Origin of the sequence: Streptomyces sp. BHT-5-2, assembly GCF_019774615.1 — a bacterium.
In the GTDB taxonomy this organism is placed as follows: domain Bacteria; phylum Actinomycetota; class Actinomycetes; order Streptomycetales; family Streptomycetaceae; genus Streptomyces.
Genome location: NZ_CP081496.1, coordinates 3,637,601 through 3,653,544, shown reverse-complemented (window position 1 = coordinate 3,653,544; position 15,944 = coordinate 3,637,601). Strand labels below are relative to the sequence as shown.

11 protein-coding genes and 2 pseudogenes are annotated in these 15,944 nt (G+C 69.3%); 7 read left to right on the top strand and 6 right to left on the bottom strand.

The features are described from left to right. Positions 1–402: 402 nt before the first annotated feature. A complete protein-coding gene (locus tag K2224_RS16215; protein ID WP_221907213.1) occupies positions 403–1,002 on the top strand; it encodes a 2'-5' RNA ligase family protein in 600 nt (199 codons plus the stop codon). Between the two features lie 513 nt (positions 1,003–1,515). Continuing rightward, on the top strand, positions 1,516–2,598 hold the full coding sequence (locus K2224_RS16210; RefSeq protein ID WP_221907212.1) for an aminotransferase class I/II-fold pyridoxal phosphate-dependent enzyme: 1,083 nt from the start codon (positions 1,516–1,518) through the stop codon (positions 2,596–2,598). Here the strand turns inward: K2224_RS16210 and K2224_RS16205 are convergent. Continuing rightward, positions 2,588–3,292, bottom strand: coding sequence for a class A beta-lactamase-related serine hydrolase (locus K2224_RS16205; RefSeq protein ID WP_260693468.1), 705 nt, complete (start codon positions 3,290–3,292; stop codon positions 2,588–2,590). The two genes, K2224_RS16210 and K2224_RS16205, sit on opposite strands and share 11 nt — an antisense overlap. A 507-nt stretch (positions 3,293–3,799) precedes the next feature. On the opposite strand from K2224_RS16205, the gene kdsA reads away from it, so the two are divergent. The 5 genes and pseudogenes from kdsA (at position 3,800) to K2224_RS40550 (ending at position 5,803) form a co-directional block, all read left to right on the top strand. Continuing rightward, the gene (kdsA, locus tag K2224_RS16200; protein WP_221907210.1) at positions 3,800–4,618 is read left to right on the top strand and encodes a 3-deoxy-8-phosphooctulonate synthase; all 819 of its coding nucleotides are present in this window, start codon (positions 3,800–3,802) and stop codon (positions 4,616–4,618) included. After that, the gene (locus tag K2224_RS16195; protein WP_221907209.1) at positions 4,615–5,238 is read left to right on the top strand and encodes an SIS domain-containing protein; all 624 of its coding nucleotides are present in this window, start codon (positions 4,615–4,617) and stop codon (positions 5,236–5,238) included. The genes kdsA and K2224_RS16195 overlap by 4 nt, the downstream gene beginning before the upstream one ends. Continuing rightward, positions 5,238–5,432, top strand: a pseudogene (locus tag K2224_RS41665) (cytidylyltransferase domain-containing protein); the annotation flags it as partial. The gene K2224_RS16195 and the pseudogene K2224_RS41665, both read left to right, overlap by 1 nt. 49 nt (positions 5,433–5,481) lie before the next feature. Next, positions 5,482–5,583, top strand: a pseudogene (locus tag K2224_RS41660) (hypothetical protein); the annotation flags it as partial. A 19-nt stretch (positions 5,584–5,602) separates the two neighbouring features. Next, positions 5,603–5,803: a hypothetical protein gene (locus K2224_RS40550; RefSeq protein ID WP_260692682.1), complete on the top strand. Its 201-nt coding sequence runs from the start codon at positions 5,603–5,605 to the stop codon at positions 5,801–5,803. A gap of 190 nt (positions 5,804–5,993) precedes the next feature. Here K2224_RS40550 and K2224_RS16185 read toward each other — a convergent pair whose 3' ends face one another. Genes K2224_RS16185 through K2224_RS41655 form a run of 5 tightly spaced genes read right to left on the bottom strand, consistent with a single transcriptional unit; the run spans position 5,994 to position 15,915 of the window. Continuing rightward, positions 5,994–7,076, bottom strand: coding sequence for an LLM class flavin-dependent oxidoreductase (locus K2224_RS16185; protein ID WP_221907207.1), 1,083 nt, complete (start codon positions 7,074–7,076; stop codon positions 5,994–5,996). Positions 7,077–7,118: 42 nt separating this feature from the next. Further along, entirely contained in the window at positions 7,119–7,880 is a 762-nt protein-coding gene (locus K2224_RS16180) for a glucose 1-dehydrogenase (protein ID WP_221907206.1), read from the bottom strand. Next, positions 7,874–9,787: a type I polyketide synthase gene (locus K2224_RS16175; protein WP_260692681.1), complete on the bottom strand. Its 1,914-nt coding sequence runs from the start codon at positions 9,785–9,787 to the stop codon at positions 7,874–7,876. Before K2224_RS16175 ends, K2224_RS16180 begins: the two co-directional genes overlap by 7 nt. Positions 9,788–9,805: 18 nt before the next feature. Beyond that, entirely contained in the window at positions 9,806–15,745 is a 5,940-nt protein-coding gene (locus K2224_RS40545; protein ID WP_399018720.1) for a type I polyketide synthase, read from the bottom strand. Further along, a complete protein-coding gene (locus K2224_RS41655) occupies positions 15,742–15,915 on the bottom strand; it encodes an urease accessory protein UreD (protein ID WP_398203472.1) in 174 nt (57 codons plus the stop codon). Before K2224_RS41655 ends, K2224_RS40545 begins: the two co-directional genes overlap by 4 nt. Positions 15,916–15,944: the final 29 nt, after the last annotated feature.

Here is a 15,944-nt window from a genome sequence, read left to right as displayed (position 1 = left end):
CCAGACCACCCACTACCAGAGGGCCTTTCCGGCCAGCCCCCGAAGAGCAACGCGGGTTCCTGTGGACGTCCCGGCCCACCGGACGCACCCCATGCGGCGGGTGGGCCGGCGTTGCGAGCGATTCCTGCATCGTGCCGGTCCGCGTCACCATGGAGTCCGTAGCCTGGGGGAGCAGCTGGCATCACCGGTTGGTCAGCCCTCCACCAACCCACGGGGCGCTCACCGGGCATCAAGAACTGCGCATGGCAGCACGGCAAGACGGTGACCTCCATGCCCAAGCCGCCGCACGGCGACGACGGCAACGCCCAGCGGGCGGTGCCGAGTGACGGGCCACGCCTCGGCGCGCGGCGCGTCGCAGAGGCTCCGGACGGTTCTCGGGGCCCGGTTTGGGACCATGGCCATGTGCACGGGAGTCCGGATTTCGGCGGGGCCGAGCCGGTGGATGCGCTTGAGGTGGCGCCCACGGCCCGGACGGCGGTGGCGTGGCTGCCGCCGCGGAATCTCTGGCCGGTGATTCAGGACATCCGCTGGGAGCACGATCCGCAGGTACGGCGGTGGCCGCCGCATGTGAACCTGCTGTTCGGCTTCGTACCGGAGGAGGCGTTTGCGCGCGCCGTGCCGCTGCTCTCCGCGGGGGCGGCGCGGAGCGCGGCGTTCACGGCGCGCCTGGCCGGAGTGCGGTACTTCCGGCACCGGCACTACGCGACGTTGTGGCTCGATCCGGCTGCGGCGGACCCGGCGCCGTGGGCCCGTCTCCACCGGGAGCTGGGGCTGCGGTTCCCACTCTGTCACGGGCGGGTCGGCCACTTCGTCCCGCATCTGTCCCTCGGCCGAACCCAGGACCCGAAGCGCCTGGCCGCCGAGTGCGCTGTCCGGCTCGGCGCGCTGTCGGCGGTGGTCGAGGAGGTGGTCCTGCTCTCTCGACGCGGTGAGGGGCCCATGCAGCCCCGGGCCGTGATCGTGCTGGGCACGGGCGAGGTCCGCCGGCCGCAGGAGTGCTGATGGGTTGATGACTGCCCGCATCGCGGATCGTGCTCGGCGGTGTGGGGCGGGGCGCCGGATCCGATGCGGAGCGGCCGTGGGCCCCTGGACGCGAGTTCAGCCGCAGAGCGCCCGGGTGTCTCGGCCGCGATCGTCGTCCGCGAAGGACGGGCCCTGATGGCCCGGTGACGGGTGAGGGCAGGCCGGCTCTCGTAGGCGGTTCCCCGCGGGTGAGCGTGCGACGTGGTGTCCGGAACCGCCTACGTGGCCGACGCCGAGGACCTCGCCGAGCCGCCCGGTGTGCGCCCACTCCGAGATCCCGGAGTGTGTGCCGTACGGCCTCCACACGCCGGTCCAGGCGTACCTCGACGAGACGATGACGCGATAGTGGGCCGTCCGTAGATCAACCGCGGGCTGCTTTGCGTTCCCGGTGCCACCCCTGTCCCGTTGCCAGTGCCACCGCGGCACCTGACACTGAAGTCGAAGTGACTGTCGAGGACTTGAGGGGTGTGCATGAGGCCGCGGCTGTTTCGCATGCTGGAGTGGCACGAGCGCATCGAGGCGGAACGGCAGCAACCCGGAGCCCGGGTCTTCGTTTCCGACTACAACGGCGGACACCCGTTCGTCGAGGAGTATCTCGGCGATCTCGCCGACACCGCCCCGCACCGCCTCGCGGACATCACCCGCTACTCCGGCCTGGACGAGGACACCACACTGCGGTCCAAGATCGCCGCGATGCACGAGCGCTACGACGGCGTCCCCTACACCATGCGGAACGTCATCCCGGGCGGCGGATCCAGCAGCCTCCTGGGGACATTCACCACATGGCTGGCCCTGACCGGTCGCCGGCGGGTCCACTACGTCCCGCCCGTCTACTACAAACTCGCCTATCTCTTCCAGCGGATGGGGATCGAGCCCGTCCCGATCGCCCACCGCCACGCCTTCGAGCCGGATTTCGACCTTCGTCTGCCCGACGAGCGGACCGTACTGGTACTGACCGACCCCGTCTGGTACGCCGGGCGGCGGGTACCCCGAGAGGTGTGGCGGACCATCGCCGCCTGGCAACGGGCCACCGGATCGCTCGTGTTCGTCGACGGCACCTTCCAGTACATGCCGTGGAACGGCGAGCCGGCTGAGGCGAGCGCCCGGCTCCCGGTGGAGCAGACGCTGCGCATGATCTGCCCCACCAAGTATCTGTCGATCCACGGCTACCGTTGCGCCCACCTCCTCACCCCGCAGCACCTGCGCGAAGAACTGGCCGAACTCCACGTCAACCTGCACGGCGACGTCGCGGTGTCCGACCGGCTCTTCGCCCATCGCGCCACCGATCTCATGCTCGGCAAGGGCAACGGCGCACTGGTGCAGCACATACGGGACAACCACACCGCGCTCTCGGCCAGCGGCGCCCTGACAGCTCAGATGCCGATCGAGGCCGGCTTCTTCCTCTTCGCACGCACCCGGGTGCCGCACCGGCGGTTCCTGGCCCTCGACGCCAAGTTCTTCGAATTGGACGGCTACCGGGGCTACATCCGCATCAACCTGCTCAATACCCGTGGCGTGGAGGCGCTGATGGCCACTGTCGCTCCGACGGAGCGGCCAGACGGCATCAGCGGATGAGCTGGTGTCGGCGGCGCCAGACACCAGCGGAGACACGGGCCAGCAGCCTGGCAGCAGGATCGTCGGCATCGTCCCCGGACGCGAGCGGTCCGGTGTAGCAGACAGCGAGCGTGTAGGGGGCGGCGTCCGGCGGGTGGACCACGCCGACGCTGTGCCGTAGGCCCGGGAACCATCCGTTCTTTCCCGACAGTCGGGTACCAGGTGGCAGCCCGGCGGCGAGGTCCACCCGATGCACGTTGCCTTCCAGCAGCCTGAGCAGCTCCGGTTCCAGCGATTCCAGCAGCCGTACCAGGTCGAGGGCGGTCACCCGGTTGTGGACGCCCGCCGCGCGGCCGGCGTAGTCCTCGATACCGCGCGGACTGGCACTGCCCTGGGCGCCCGCCTGCTCCCACACCCGGGCAACGGCCTCGTGCCCCACCCGCTCCAGGCACAGATTGGTGGCCAGGTTCGACGAGTGGGTGACCATGCGCCCGGCGAGCCAGCGCACCGTTGCCGTGCGGCCCAGTCGGTCCCAGGGCAGCGGATCGCTGTCCGCAGCACGACTGTTGCCGTACGGCGTGCCGGTGATCGACCTGAAGCGGTTCACCACCGGTACGGCCATGTCCAGGTCCATGCCGCTGCGGTACAGCGCAGCCAGCACGGCCACCTTCATGGTGCTGGCCGCATCATGCGCAACCTCCGCATTCCGCAGCACCACCGGAGCGCGCCGCCAGGGCGCTACAACCACCGAGAGCACGCTGCATCGTAGCGGGCGGCCCCTTCCTAGGCGTCCGAGGCGTCCGAGGAGGGCTGAGCGGGCGAGAGTGGGGGCGCAGACCCGGCTGCGTTTCGCCCCACGCAGCCAGGGCTCCTACGAACGCCGCACCGGGGAGGGCGAATCCCGACGCGCAAACGTCCGATGCCTCAAACGCTACGCCGCCCGAGAGGTCGTTGACCTGGTCCGGCCTGCACTCGTAGGGCCCCTGTCACAGGAGAACCCATGCGCGTGCCGTGCGTCGAACAGATCACCAGCGGGTTGACGGTCGGACCGAGCGCCGATCCAGCTCTCGGCGCCGGCGGCCGAGCGGGGTGACACGGCATTTTCGGCCAGAGATCTGCTGGGGGTTGTGCGCCGTCGTACCCGGCCGTGACCATCGTGGGGCGGGGCAGGGTCAGCGGCCATGACAGCCCGGAGGGGACCGGCCACAGGTGAGGGGCAGCCGTGGTGGATATCGGGGGCGTGCGGGTCGAGCAGGACGGTCCGTTCACGTTGCTCGCAGGGCCGTGTGTGATCGAGAGCCGGGATGCGGCGCTGCGGCATGCCGAGCGGATCGCGGCGATCGCCGAACGGGTCGGTGTGCCCTATATCTTCAAGTCCTCCTACGACAAGGCCAACCGGACGTCGGTGGACTCGTTCCGAGGTCCGGGGCTGGAGGCGGGGCTGGAGATCCTGGCCGAGGTGCGGGAGCGGTTCGGCGTTCCGGTGATCACAGACGTGCACGAGCGGCAGGACGTGGCGGCGGTCGCCGAGGCCGTGGACGTACTGCAGATCCCGGCGTTCCTGTGCCGGCAGACCGACTTGGTGCTGGCGGCCTGTGGCAGCGGGAAGCCGGTGAATATCAAGAAGGGGCAGTTTCTGTCCCCTGCCGAGGCGGTGCCCATGGTGCACAAGGCCCACTCGACTGGCAACACACAGGTGATGGTGACCGAGCGCGGCCACGCGTTCGGTTATCAGAATCTGGTGGTGGACTACCGTTCGTTGGTGCTGCTGCGCGAGACCGGGGCGCCGGTGCTCTTCGACGCCACGCACAGCGTGCAGCTGCCGGGCGGCGCCGGGGAGGCCACAGCCGGTCAACCGCGGTTCATCCCACACCTGGCCCGGGCGGCGGTCGCCGTTGGAGTGGCGGGGGTGTTCATGGAAGTGCACGAGGACCCCTCCCACGCGCTGAGCGACGGCAGCAACAGTCTGGCACTGGACCAACTTCCCGCTCTTCTCGGCGACTTGAAGGCCCTGGACACCCTGATCAAGGGCACGGAGTGAGCAGCCCGCACGAGGACATCACCGCGGCGCAGGCGACAGCCGAGGTGCGCCGGCGGATGCTGCACGAGGCGGAGGCGGTCCGTCGCGCTTCCGAACGCCTCGAACCGCACGTCGTCGTCGAGGCGTTGGAACTGCTGAGTGCCTGCACCCGCCTGGTGGTGTGCATCGGAACGGGCACCTCGGGCCTGGTGGCCGCCAAACTGGCCGCCACCTTCACGGTGTCCGGCACGCCCGCCGTGTTTCTGAACGCTTCCAACGCGCTGCACGGTGGCCTGGGCCTGATCCAAACCGGTGATATCGCCATCGTCGTCAGCAACAGCGGCCGCACTGATGAAACTCTTCAGGTGGCACAACGGCTGAAGGAGCTGGACATCCCGGTCATCGCCCTCACCGGCGACACCCAGGCGCCACTCGCGCAACCGGCCGACGTCGTACTGGATGCTTCGGTGACGGCCGAGGCATGCCCGTTGGAGATGGTTCCCACCGCCAGTGCCGCCGTCAGCCTCGCCATGGGCGACGCCCTCGCGATGAGCCTTGCCGGCCGGCGTGGTTGGAGCCGTGGCGACCTGGCCCGAGTCCACCCTGCCGGCCACCTCGGTGCCCGGGCCCGGGGGCAGTGATGACATCCCGTGCTGCGGCGCCCACCGTGCTGGGTGTGATCCCGGCCCGCTACGCCGCCACTCGCCTGCCCGGCAAAGTCCTGCGAGACATCGCGGGCCGCCCCATGATCGAGCACGTATGGCGCCGAGCGATGCGCGCCACCTGCCTGGCCCGGGTCCTGATCGCCACCGACGACGAGCGCGTCCGCGAGATGTGCCCTGGCCACGCCCCTGACCGACCCGCACGCCGTACAGGATCCGAACGTGGTCAAGGTCGTCACCGACTTGGGCGGCAACGCCAGGTACTTCTCCCGCCACCCCATTCCCTACCAACGTCACCACACCGGCATCACCCACCTCCAGCACATCGGCCTGTACGCCTACCGTGCTCCCTTCCTCACCCACTTCGCTCGGACCGCCCCCACCCCCCCTCGAAGAGGCCGAGGGCCTGGAACAACTGCGTGCCCTACAGCACGGCCACCGCATCCGAGTGGTCACGGTCACCGGCGACAGCGGCATCGGCGTCGACACCCAGGCAGACCTGGAACGCGTCCGCCGCCTCTTCGCGGCACCTCGCCCCAGCTGACTGCCAGCACGGTGACTGTGTCTGAAAGATCGTGTAGGACCGTGCTGTGACCGGCTGGCCGAGGCTCAGCATCGGGCCCTGGCCGGCCGGGACGGACAGAGCGTGACGGACGACGAGAAGACCCCGGCCGTCGAGCCGGTCGAGGACAAGCTGGTGGACGAGGTCGCCCGGCGGCTGATGGGAATGGAGATCACGTCGAAGGCGGCGGGGCGGTGAGTTCTTTGAGTTGCGGGAGTACTTCGGCCGCGAACAGGCGCTGGCTGGCTTCGATCTCGTCGTAGCCGAGGCCGCCATGGGAGAACACGACGTTTGCCTGCACCGGTCCCATCACCTCAAGTCGCCTCCGGTACTTCTCGACGATCTGGTCAGGCGTGCCCCAGATCTGGGAGTCCACAAATATGCGGGCGGCGTTCTCCATTCCGGCCTCGCGGATCGCCGCGGCGCCCGCCGCGTAGTCCGTGTAGCCCTTGATCCCGGCGAAGTGCCCGCCGGCGAAGTCGTAATGCTGGACCACGGATACGAAGTAGTTGCCGATCGCTTCTCTGGCACGTCGTTCGGCTTCGGCCGGGTCGGCGTGGCAGTAGGTGAAGTCGGTCAGTACGGCCGGTCCGGGAGGGCGACCGTGGCACTCGACGAACAGGGCGCGATGCCGGGCGATCGCTGCGGCGTGTACTTCGGCGGGGTACTGGACGAAGGCCATCATCGTCGCCCCGAGCTCGGCGGCGATGAGCTGGGAGTCCGGTGACATCGCCACGCAGAAGAGCCGGTCGGCGAACGATCTGGTGGGCCGCGGTCGGATCTCGACCCGGGGCTGGGGGTAATGGGGGCCGTCGTTTTCCACGACGCCGGTCTCCAGCCCGCGCAGCACCATGCGAGCCGCCTCGTCGAACCGTTCCCGGGCCTCCTTCATGTCCACCCGGAATCCGTCGAACTCCCGCTTCGCCAGCCCGCGGCCGAGGCCGACCAGCAGCCTGCCCCCACTGAGGTGATCGAGCATGATCAGCTTCTCCACCACACGCAGCGGGTCGTTCCACGGCAGGATCACCGCGCCCGTGCCCAGGGCGATGGTGCTGGTGCGGGCGGCCAGATACGACAGCACCTGTGTTGCGTCCGGACACATCGCGAAGTCGTCGAAGTGGTGCTCCACCGACCAGATCGAATCAAAGCCCTGGTCCTCGACCTGGTCGAGCAGTTTCAGCTCCGCGCGGTACATCCCTTCGTCGCTGAGGTTCTGTCGCCAGTTCTGCCACCCCAGGTGGTATCCGACGTGCATGGCCACTCCGTTTCCTCTCGGTCCAGAGCCCGGGTCCGTACATCAAGCTTCGAGCGGCGGTGGTGTGGGGCCGGCGGTGAATCCGCCGTCCGTGCTGATCTCGGCGCTGTTTATATAGGAGGCGGCGTCGGAGACAAGGAAGGCCACGAGCGAGGCGACTTCGTGGGCCTGCCCGATGCGGCGCAGCGGGACGCCGGGATGGTTTCCGGGACCGGCGGGAGGCGCGATGCCCTTGACCATGGGCGTGTCGATGATCCCGGGATGGACGCTGTTGACGCGGATTCCGTATTCGCCCAGTTCCAGGGCGGCCACCTTCGTCAGACCTCGGAGCGCCCATTTCGACGCCGAATAGGCACCGCTGTAGGCGATGCCCATCAGTCCGGCGGCCGAGGAGACATTGACGATGGCCCCATGGCGTGCGGAACGCATCGTCGGAAGCACCGCTTGGATTCCGAGGAAGGCACCGAGCAGGTTGGTCTTCAGCACCCGGTCGAAGGACGCCAGGGATTCGTTCTCCAGAGACCTCATGTGAAAGATCCCCGCATTGTTCACCAGGGCGTCCACACGTCCGAACTCCTCGGTGGCCTCGGTCAGGGCGTGCTGCCAGTCGGATTCCCGGGTGACGTCAAGGTGCACGTAGCGCGCGGCGTCCCCCAGTGAAGCGGCGACCTGCTGCCCTTCCTCGTCCAGCACATCCGCGAGGACCACTCTGCTGCCCAGGTCGACGAAGAGCCTGGCCGCCGCCTCGCCCTGACCGCGTGCGGCTCCGGTGATGAGAGCGACTTTCCCCTGCAACGTCAGCATGTCTGGTCCACCCCGCTCGCTTCGTCGTACGAGGGATGCGGGGCTGGGGCAGGCGGCCAGTAGGGCTGCCGCTGAAAGGCATACGTGGGAAGGTCCACCGCATGAGCGCCGGTTCCCGCGAAAGCAGCCTTCCAGTCCGCCTGGGCCCCCTCGGCGAACGAACGGCACGGCTCTTCCAGCGCGGAGCCCGCCAGTGGGGGAAGGAGCCGAGCAGGGGGCCAGGTGTCACCCGGGAAGATCATGACGCCGGGGTGCGGAGTGTTGTCGGCGAGGGCGCGGGTGGCGTCGAGGAGTTCGTCTCGATGGCGAGCCAGGAGGAGGGCGCGATGGGGGAAGTGACTGCGGGTGGTGGCAAGCGAGTAGGCGAGGTCCAGGGCGCTGAGGTGGCGATGGCGTTCGGCGTGTGCGACGAGACCGCGGGCCTGCGCGCGCAGGGCGTTGGGGGTCTTGGCGGTGATGACCCAGGGTATGAGGGGCAGTTGTGCGGTGGTGGTGGCCACGTGTTCCGGCGCCGGCGGCGCTTCTTCGAGGATGACGTGGGCGTTGGTGCCCCCGATGCCGAAGCCCGACACGGCGCAGCGGCGTGGTCGGTCCGGGCGGTGGGGCCAGTCACGCGGCTCGGTCAGGAGCCGGACGGTGCCTGTGCTCCAGTCGACGTGGGGTGTGGGCTCGTCGGCGTGGAGGGTGGGCGGAAGGGTGCCATGTTGCAGCGCCATGACCATTTTGATGATCCCTGCGGCGCCGCCGGCGGCTTGTGCATGCCCCAGGTTGGACTTGACCGACCCGAGCCACAAGGGGTGCTCCGACGTGCGGTGCCGGCCGTAGGTGTCCATGAGTGCCTTGACCTCCAGGGGATCCACCACCGGGGTTCCGCTGCCGTGGCCTTCCACGGCGTCGATGTCGGCGAGCCCGAGGTCCGCTCGCGCAAGCGCCTGGTGGACGAGCCTGCGACACGCCTCTTCGCCGGGGACGACCATGGCGTTACGGGCGCCTTCCTGATTGACGGCCGAGCCCCGGATCACAGCCAGCACGCGGTGCCCATGACGGTGTGCATCTGCCAGCCGTTCCAGCACCAGCACGCCTGCGCCTTCGCCGAAGGCCACGCCGTCGGCGCCTGCGGCGAAGGACTTGCTGCGGCCGTCCCGGGCAAGGCCGGCGATGTGTCCGATGGAGCCGAACAGCAGCGGTGTCGCCATGACCGTGGTGCCGCCGGCCAACGCCAGTGTGCACTCCCCGTCCCGCAGTGCCTGGCAGGCCAGATGGAGGGCCACCAGCGAGGAGGAGCATGCGGTGTCCACGGTGATGCCCGGCCCTTCCAGGCCCAGTGCGTAGGCGACGCGGCCGGCGAGGACGCTGCCCAGATTTCCTGCGAAGAGGTACTCGGCGGCTTCCTTCTCCTGGTCCGGCATGGACATCAGGAGAGTGAGGTAGTCGTGGTACATGGCGCCGAAGTAGACGCCCGTAGCGGTGCCCCGGAGGCTCCCCGGATCAAGTCGCGCATGTTCCAACGCCTGCCATGCCACCTCCAGGAGAAGGCGCTGCTGAGGATCGGTGACGAGGGCTTCCGTCGCCGTCATACCGAAGAACCGGGCGTCGAAGTCAGCCGCGTTGTCGAGGAAGCATCCGGCCTCGACCAGCAGTGGGTCGGCCTGGCCAGTGGGGTCCGGCCGCCAGGTCTCCCAGTGCCGTCCGCGCGGCAGGGGGCCTGCGGCGTCCATACCGGCCGAGACGAAGTCCCACATGTTCTCCGGGGAGTTGACGTTTCCGGGGAACCGGCAGCCCATCCCCACGATGGCGACGGGGTCGTGGTGGGAGGAGAACCGGGCGGCCTGTTCCTTGAGTCGTTGGTTCTCGGTGAGAGCCGCCCGCAGTGCTTCCACGAGCCGCTCTGACGCAACGGTGGACACAGGTTTCTCCGATCGTGGTCAGGACGGGGTGTCGGGCAGCGCCAGGCGAATGAGTTCGTCCGCGCTCATGGCTTGGATGGCCTCCACTTCGCCCTGTGGGGTGGCCCGGACCGCGTCGGCCGGTTGGGTCGGGCCGGGGGCGAGCTTCTGGACGATCAAGTGGCTGACGGCTCGGATGTCCGGGTGCTCGAAGACCAGCGTGGCGGGCAGCTCCAGGCCGCTGGACTTGTTGATCCGGTTGCGGAACTGGACCGCGATCAGGGAATCGAAACCCAGCGAGGTGAAGGGGCTGTCGACGTCAAGGCTGGTGGGCCGGGAGTGGGCCAGCACCGCTGCCGCATGGTCGCGGACGAAGGCCAGTACTGCCGCCTCCTGCTCGCTCTGCGGCAGGCTGCGGATGGCGCCCATCAGGTCGGTCGTCTGCCTGTCCTCCTGGGAAGAGCTGTCCGGAGGCGTCGTGCCTGTCCTTGTCAGCCCTTGGAAGAGCGTGTGCCGGCCCGGTGCGGTTCCGGTGCTCGAAAGTCGCTGTTCGTCCAGACGCATGGGGATGAGCAGGGGCTCTCCCAGAGTCACGGCGGCGTCGAAGAGGGCCAGGCCGTCGCGGCCCGGCAGGGCGGCCATCCCGAGGTGTGCCAGGCGAGCACGGTTCACCTCGCTGAGGCTCGCGCCCATGCCGTGTTGGGGTTCCCACAGGCCCCAGGCGAGTGCTGTCGCGGGAAGGCCCCGGCCGGCCCTGTGGCAAGCCAGCGCGTCAAGGCAGGCGTTGGCCGCCGCGTAGTTGGCCTGTCCGGCGTTGCCCAGCAGCCCACTTGCCGACGAGAACAGCACGAACATCGACAAGTCGAGGTGCTCGGTGAGTTCGTGCAGGAGGGCGGCCGAGTCCGCTTTGGAGCGCAGCACCGTGTCCATCCGCTCCGCCGTCATGGCACTCACCACGCCGTCATCGACGATTCCCGCGGCATGGACCACCGCGGTGAGCGGGTGCGCGGCAGGGATGTCGGCCAGCACCTGTTCCAGCGCTCGTCGCTCACCGACATCGGCCGCGACGATGCTGACCTGCGCTCCTGCTTCGCGTAGGCGGTCGGCCAGATCGGCGGCGCCGGGAGCCTGTGCGCCGCGTCGGCTGATCAGCAGGAGGCGGCGTGCACCATGCCGGGTGACGAGGTGGTGTGCGAGCAGTCCGCCCAGGGCACCGGTTCCCCCTGTGATCAGGACGGTGCCCTCAGGGTCGAACAGTGGCTCCGTGCGGGCGGCAGGCACACGTGCAGAGGAGAGCCGGGGGACGAAAACCCGGCCTCCTCGCACCGCTGCCGAAGGCTCCCGTAGGGCCAGGGCGCGCTCGAAGGCGGCCGGGGTGGCGTCATCGTCGACGTCGATCACCGCGAACCGTCCGGGGTGTTCGGACTCCGCTGCCCGGATCAACCCCGCACAGGCCGCACCCGCGAGATCGGGCGCATCCTGGCCGGCGGCCAACGCCACGGCCTCCCGTGTCACCAGCACCAGACGGCAGGAACGGAACCGTTCCTCGTCCAGCCACTCCTGAACTCTGCCCAGAGTGTGATGCGTTGCGGTATGCACGTCTCCGCCGCGGACGGTGAAGCACACCGTTTCGGGAACGGCATCGCCTCCTTCGGCCGCCGCGCGCATGGCCGTCCAGTCAGGATGGACGGCGATATCCGCGTCAGTGGCCCGCAGCCACTCCATACCGTCACCCACGACCGCCACCCGAGCCGGTGCGGGACCGCCACCGGAGGGATGGGCGTCTGCCCACGTCAGGCGGTACAGGTCTGCGCGCCATCGTCCGGTGGCGAACTCCAGTTGCTCGGCTGTCACAGCGCGGCCGACGAGAGTGTCCACCTGGAGCACGGCCCGGCCGGCCTGGTCGAAGACGGTGAGCCGCATCCTGCTGCGGTCCTCAGGCGCCGGGCTGATCACGACGCGCAACGCGGTCGCACCCCGTCGATGCAGCGAGACCCCGCTCCAGGCGAAGGGCACCAGGGGAGCCGATGCGCCCCCGGGAGTGCCGGACAGGTGAGCGACGGTCAGGGTCTGCAGGGCGGTGTCGAGAAGGGCCGGATGTACCCCGTACCGATCGCAGTCATCCCCTGCCTCCTGCGCCGCGACCACTTCGGCATACAGCACGTCGGCGTCCCGCCAGACCCGTCGCACTCCCTGGAAGGCCGGCCCGTAGTCGTAGCCCCGGGCGCGGAGGCGTTCGTACAGTGCGCCGATGTCGACCGCTCGTGCTTCGGGTGGCGGCCACGCTTCGGGACCGGAGTGCGCCACCGCTTCACGCGCCGACACCGTTCCCTCGGCATGGCAGGTCCACGCGGCCCGGGTGCCGCCCGCGGCCGGTATGCCCTGGTCCTTACAGGCGAACACAGTGATGCGGCACCGGCCGTCCTGCGGTGGCGCCACCGCGATCTGGAGCCGTACCGTTCCCTGCTCGGGAAGCACCAGCGGGGTCTGCACGGTCAGCTCGTCCAGAGTGGGGAATCCGCAGGCAGTCCCCGCGTGCAGGGCCAGCTCCACGAGTGCCGTGCTGGGGACCACCGCAGTCCCCATGAGCACATGGTCGGCGAGCCAGCCAGGCGCATCCCGCGAGATCGCACCGGAGAAAAGTGTCTGGCCCGTCTCCGCGTTCTCCACGACGGTGTCCAGAAGCGGATGATCCGCGGCGGGCGAGGCCGTTCGCGGACCGAGATCGGGCAGCGGCAACCAATGGCGCCGGCGCTGGAACGGATAGGTGGGGAGATCCACCGACCGGGCCCCCGTACCGGTGAACACGGACGTCCAGTTCACCTCGGCCCCGCAGACGTGCGCCTCGCCGAGCGCCCGCAGCATCTGTGTCCGGCCACCGTGGCCGCGCCGCAACGTGCCGTGCGCCGTGATCTCGGCGTTCTGGTCCTCGGCGATCTCTTCGAGCGCGGCGGTGAGCACGGGATGCGCGCTGCACTGGATGAAGTGCCGGAATCCGTCCCTCAGCATGGTCCGGGTGGCGGCCTCGAAGTAAACGGGCGCCCTGGTGTTGCGGTACCAGAATCCGGCACCCATCTCCGAACCGTCCACCCGGCCCCCGGTCACCGTGGAATACAGCGGAATCCGCGCTGAGTTGGGTGTGATACCCGCCAGGCCGTCGAGGATCTCGTCCCGGATCTGCTCCACCTGGGCCGAGTGCACGGCGACATCGGTATCCAGGCGGCGGGTTCGCACACCGGCCGCGGTGAGCTCCCGTTCCATCGTGTCCAGGGCGTCGTCGCTCCCGCACACCACCGTGCTGCGCGGGCCGTTGACCGCGCACAGCGACAGGCGGCCTCCCGCGCTCTCGATCCGCGGCTGCAGCGCCGGTGGCGGCAGTGCTGCCGCCAGCATGCCGCCGGCGCCGGCGAGCTTTGACAGAGCGCCACCGCGGACCGCCACGACCCTGGCGGCATCCTCCAAGGAGAGCACCCCTGCGGTATACGCGGCCGCTATTTCCCCTTGCGAATGCCCTACCACGGCTGCCGGCTCCACCCCGTAGTGGCGCCACAGCTCGGCCAGTGAGGTCAGCACGGCGAACATGGTGTGGCTCAGTACGTCGATCCGGTCGATCGGAGGAGTCGCCGGCCGCTCGCGCAGCACATCGATCAGGGAGAAGTCCGCGAACGGAGCGAGCGCCTCGGCGCAACGCTCCATGTGCTCGGCGAACGGGACACACGTGTCCAACAGCTCCGCCGCCATGCCGGGCCACTGTGCGCCCTGCCCCGGGAAGATCATCACCGGTCCGGCGGTAGCAAGCGAGGTGGCGGCGCAGAAGGTGTCGGGCGTGGGGTGGTCCTCGGCGAGGGCGCGGGCCGCGCCGATGAGTTCGTCACGCTCACGGGCCAGGAACACCGCGCGATGGCCGAAGTGGCTGCGCGTGGTGGCCAGCGCATACGCGATGTCGAGCGCACCGAGCTCGGGGTGCTCTTCGGCGTGTGCCGCCAGAGCACGTGCCTGGGCACGCAGCGCTGTACGGGACTTCGCGGAGACGGCCCAGGGGATGCGGGGCAGCTGCGTGGTGGGGGTGTCTGTGGTGGGCGGGAGCTCAGGGGGCGCCTCTTCGAGTACGACATGGGCGTTGGTGCCGCTGATCCCGAAGCCCGACACGGCGCAGCGGCGCGGCCGGCCTGGACGGTGGGGCCAGTCCCGCGGCTCGGTCAGCAACCGGACGGTGCCCTTGCCCCAGTCCACACGGGGGGTGGGCGCATCCACATGCAGTGTGCGTGGCAGCAGCTGGTGTTGGAGCGCCAGGACCATCTTGATGACCCCGGCGGCGCCGGCAGCTGACATCGTGTGACTGATGTTGGATTTCACCGACCCCAACCACAAAGGCCGTTCCGGCGCGCGTTGCTGTCCGTAGGTGTCCAGCACCGCCTGCAGTTCATGCTGGTCCCCCAGCAGTGTGGCCGTGCCGTGCCCCTCCAGCGCGTCGATGTCGGCCGGTGGTATCGCCGCGTCCGCCAGGGCAGTGCGGATCACGCTTGCCTGGGCCGACCCGCTGGGTGCGGTCAACTGGGCACTGGCACCGTCCTGATTGACGGCAGTGCCCCGTATCACCGCCAGAACGCGGTGCCCGTTTCGCCGGGCGTCCGGTAATCGTTCCAGGACCAGCACGCCGGCCCCCTCACCGAAGGCCGTACCGTCGGCGGACGCCGCGAAGGACTTCACCCGGCCGTCGGCGGAGAATCCCCGTTGACGGCTGAAGTCCTGCAGGACTCCGGGCGTGGCCTGCAAAGTGACGCCGCCCGCCAGAGCCAGCGTGCACTCCTGGCGCCGCAACGACTGACAGGCCAGGTGCAGGGTCACCAGGGACGACGAGCACGCCGTGTCCACCGTCAGTGCGGGGCCTGCCAGGTCGAGCAGGTACGACACCCGGCCCGAGGCGACCGCGTTGGTACTGCCGACCAGGAGATGCCCCTGATATTCCTCGAGGCCGCGGCCGCCGGTCATCCACCGCAGGCCGTAGTCCGTATTCGTCAACCCCGCGAAGACGCCAGTTCGGCTGCCACGCAGAGAGTGCGGATCCAGTCGGGCGTGTTCCAGCGCCTCCCAGCAGATCTCCAACCACAGTCGTTGCTGTGGGTCCGTTGCCGAGGCTTCGCGCGGGGACAACCCGAAGAACTCGGCATCGAATTCGGCCGCATCGTGCAGAAAGCCGCTCTTGGGCAGCGAGACCTTCCCGGGTGCCTCAGGATCGGGGTCGTAGAGACCACGCTCCCAGCCCCTGTCCGTCGGAAAGGGCGAGAGCGCGTCCCGTCCCTCGTCGAGAATTGTCCAGAACGCCTCGGGTGAGATCGCGCCACCGGGGAATCGGCAGGCCATACCCACAATGGCGATCGGCTCGCCCCCGACAACCGAACCTCTGACCATGGGGATCCCTTTCCTGTGTTGTGCCCGCCCTGCGGCCTTCCAAGTGCCAAGCTCCAGGGGCCTTGCGCCGTGTCCATCGGCCTGGTGGAGACAGCGTCTGTTTGCCGTGAACGGGGAATGGCTGCCCTCAACAGCCTGTTGCGCAGACAGACCGGTACCCAGCCCAAGCCACGGAATTCGCTGTCTCTTCTCCGCACCAGAGCAAATACTGGTATTACACGGCGCATTGCAGCATGACGGGGGCGCACAGACAGACCCAAGGCATATCGCGTTCCGCCGTTCATCGCGGTGCCGCCGGGCAACCGGGGCCTGCGCCGGCGGAGCCGTGCCGCAGCTTCCCGGCTTCGCTCGTCGGCGGCCCCGTGCTGCCGTTGCGCCACCCCTTGTGATGGGTTGGCGGTAGGCGCTCTGCGCTGTGTCGAGGCGGCGGCGCAGGCGGAGGTTGGCGGTGGCCGTTGCGGTGACGAGGGTGGCTGGGCCGTCCCAGCCGGGTTCGCCGGGCCCGTATGCGGCCTGTTGGTCGAGCAGGGTGTGTTCACCGCGTCGGACGGTGAGCCGGGTGGTCACATGGCCGGGGGTTCGCCGGCGCGTCCGAGTATCTGTTCCTCGCGCACTACGAGCCGTGCGGTGGGGGCGAGGTCGATGCTCCAGGTCTGGCGCAGATCGCTGCCCGCCGCGGAGATCAGCGGCCTGGGGAGCCAGTGGAGCTGTGCGTGCTCTCCTGCGGTCAGGTGCATCCGAAGGGTCCATGGCCGAGAGCCGACCG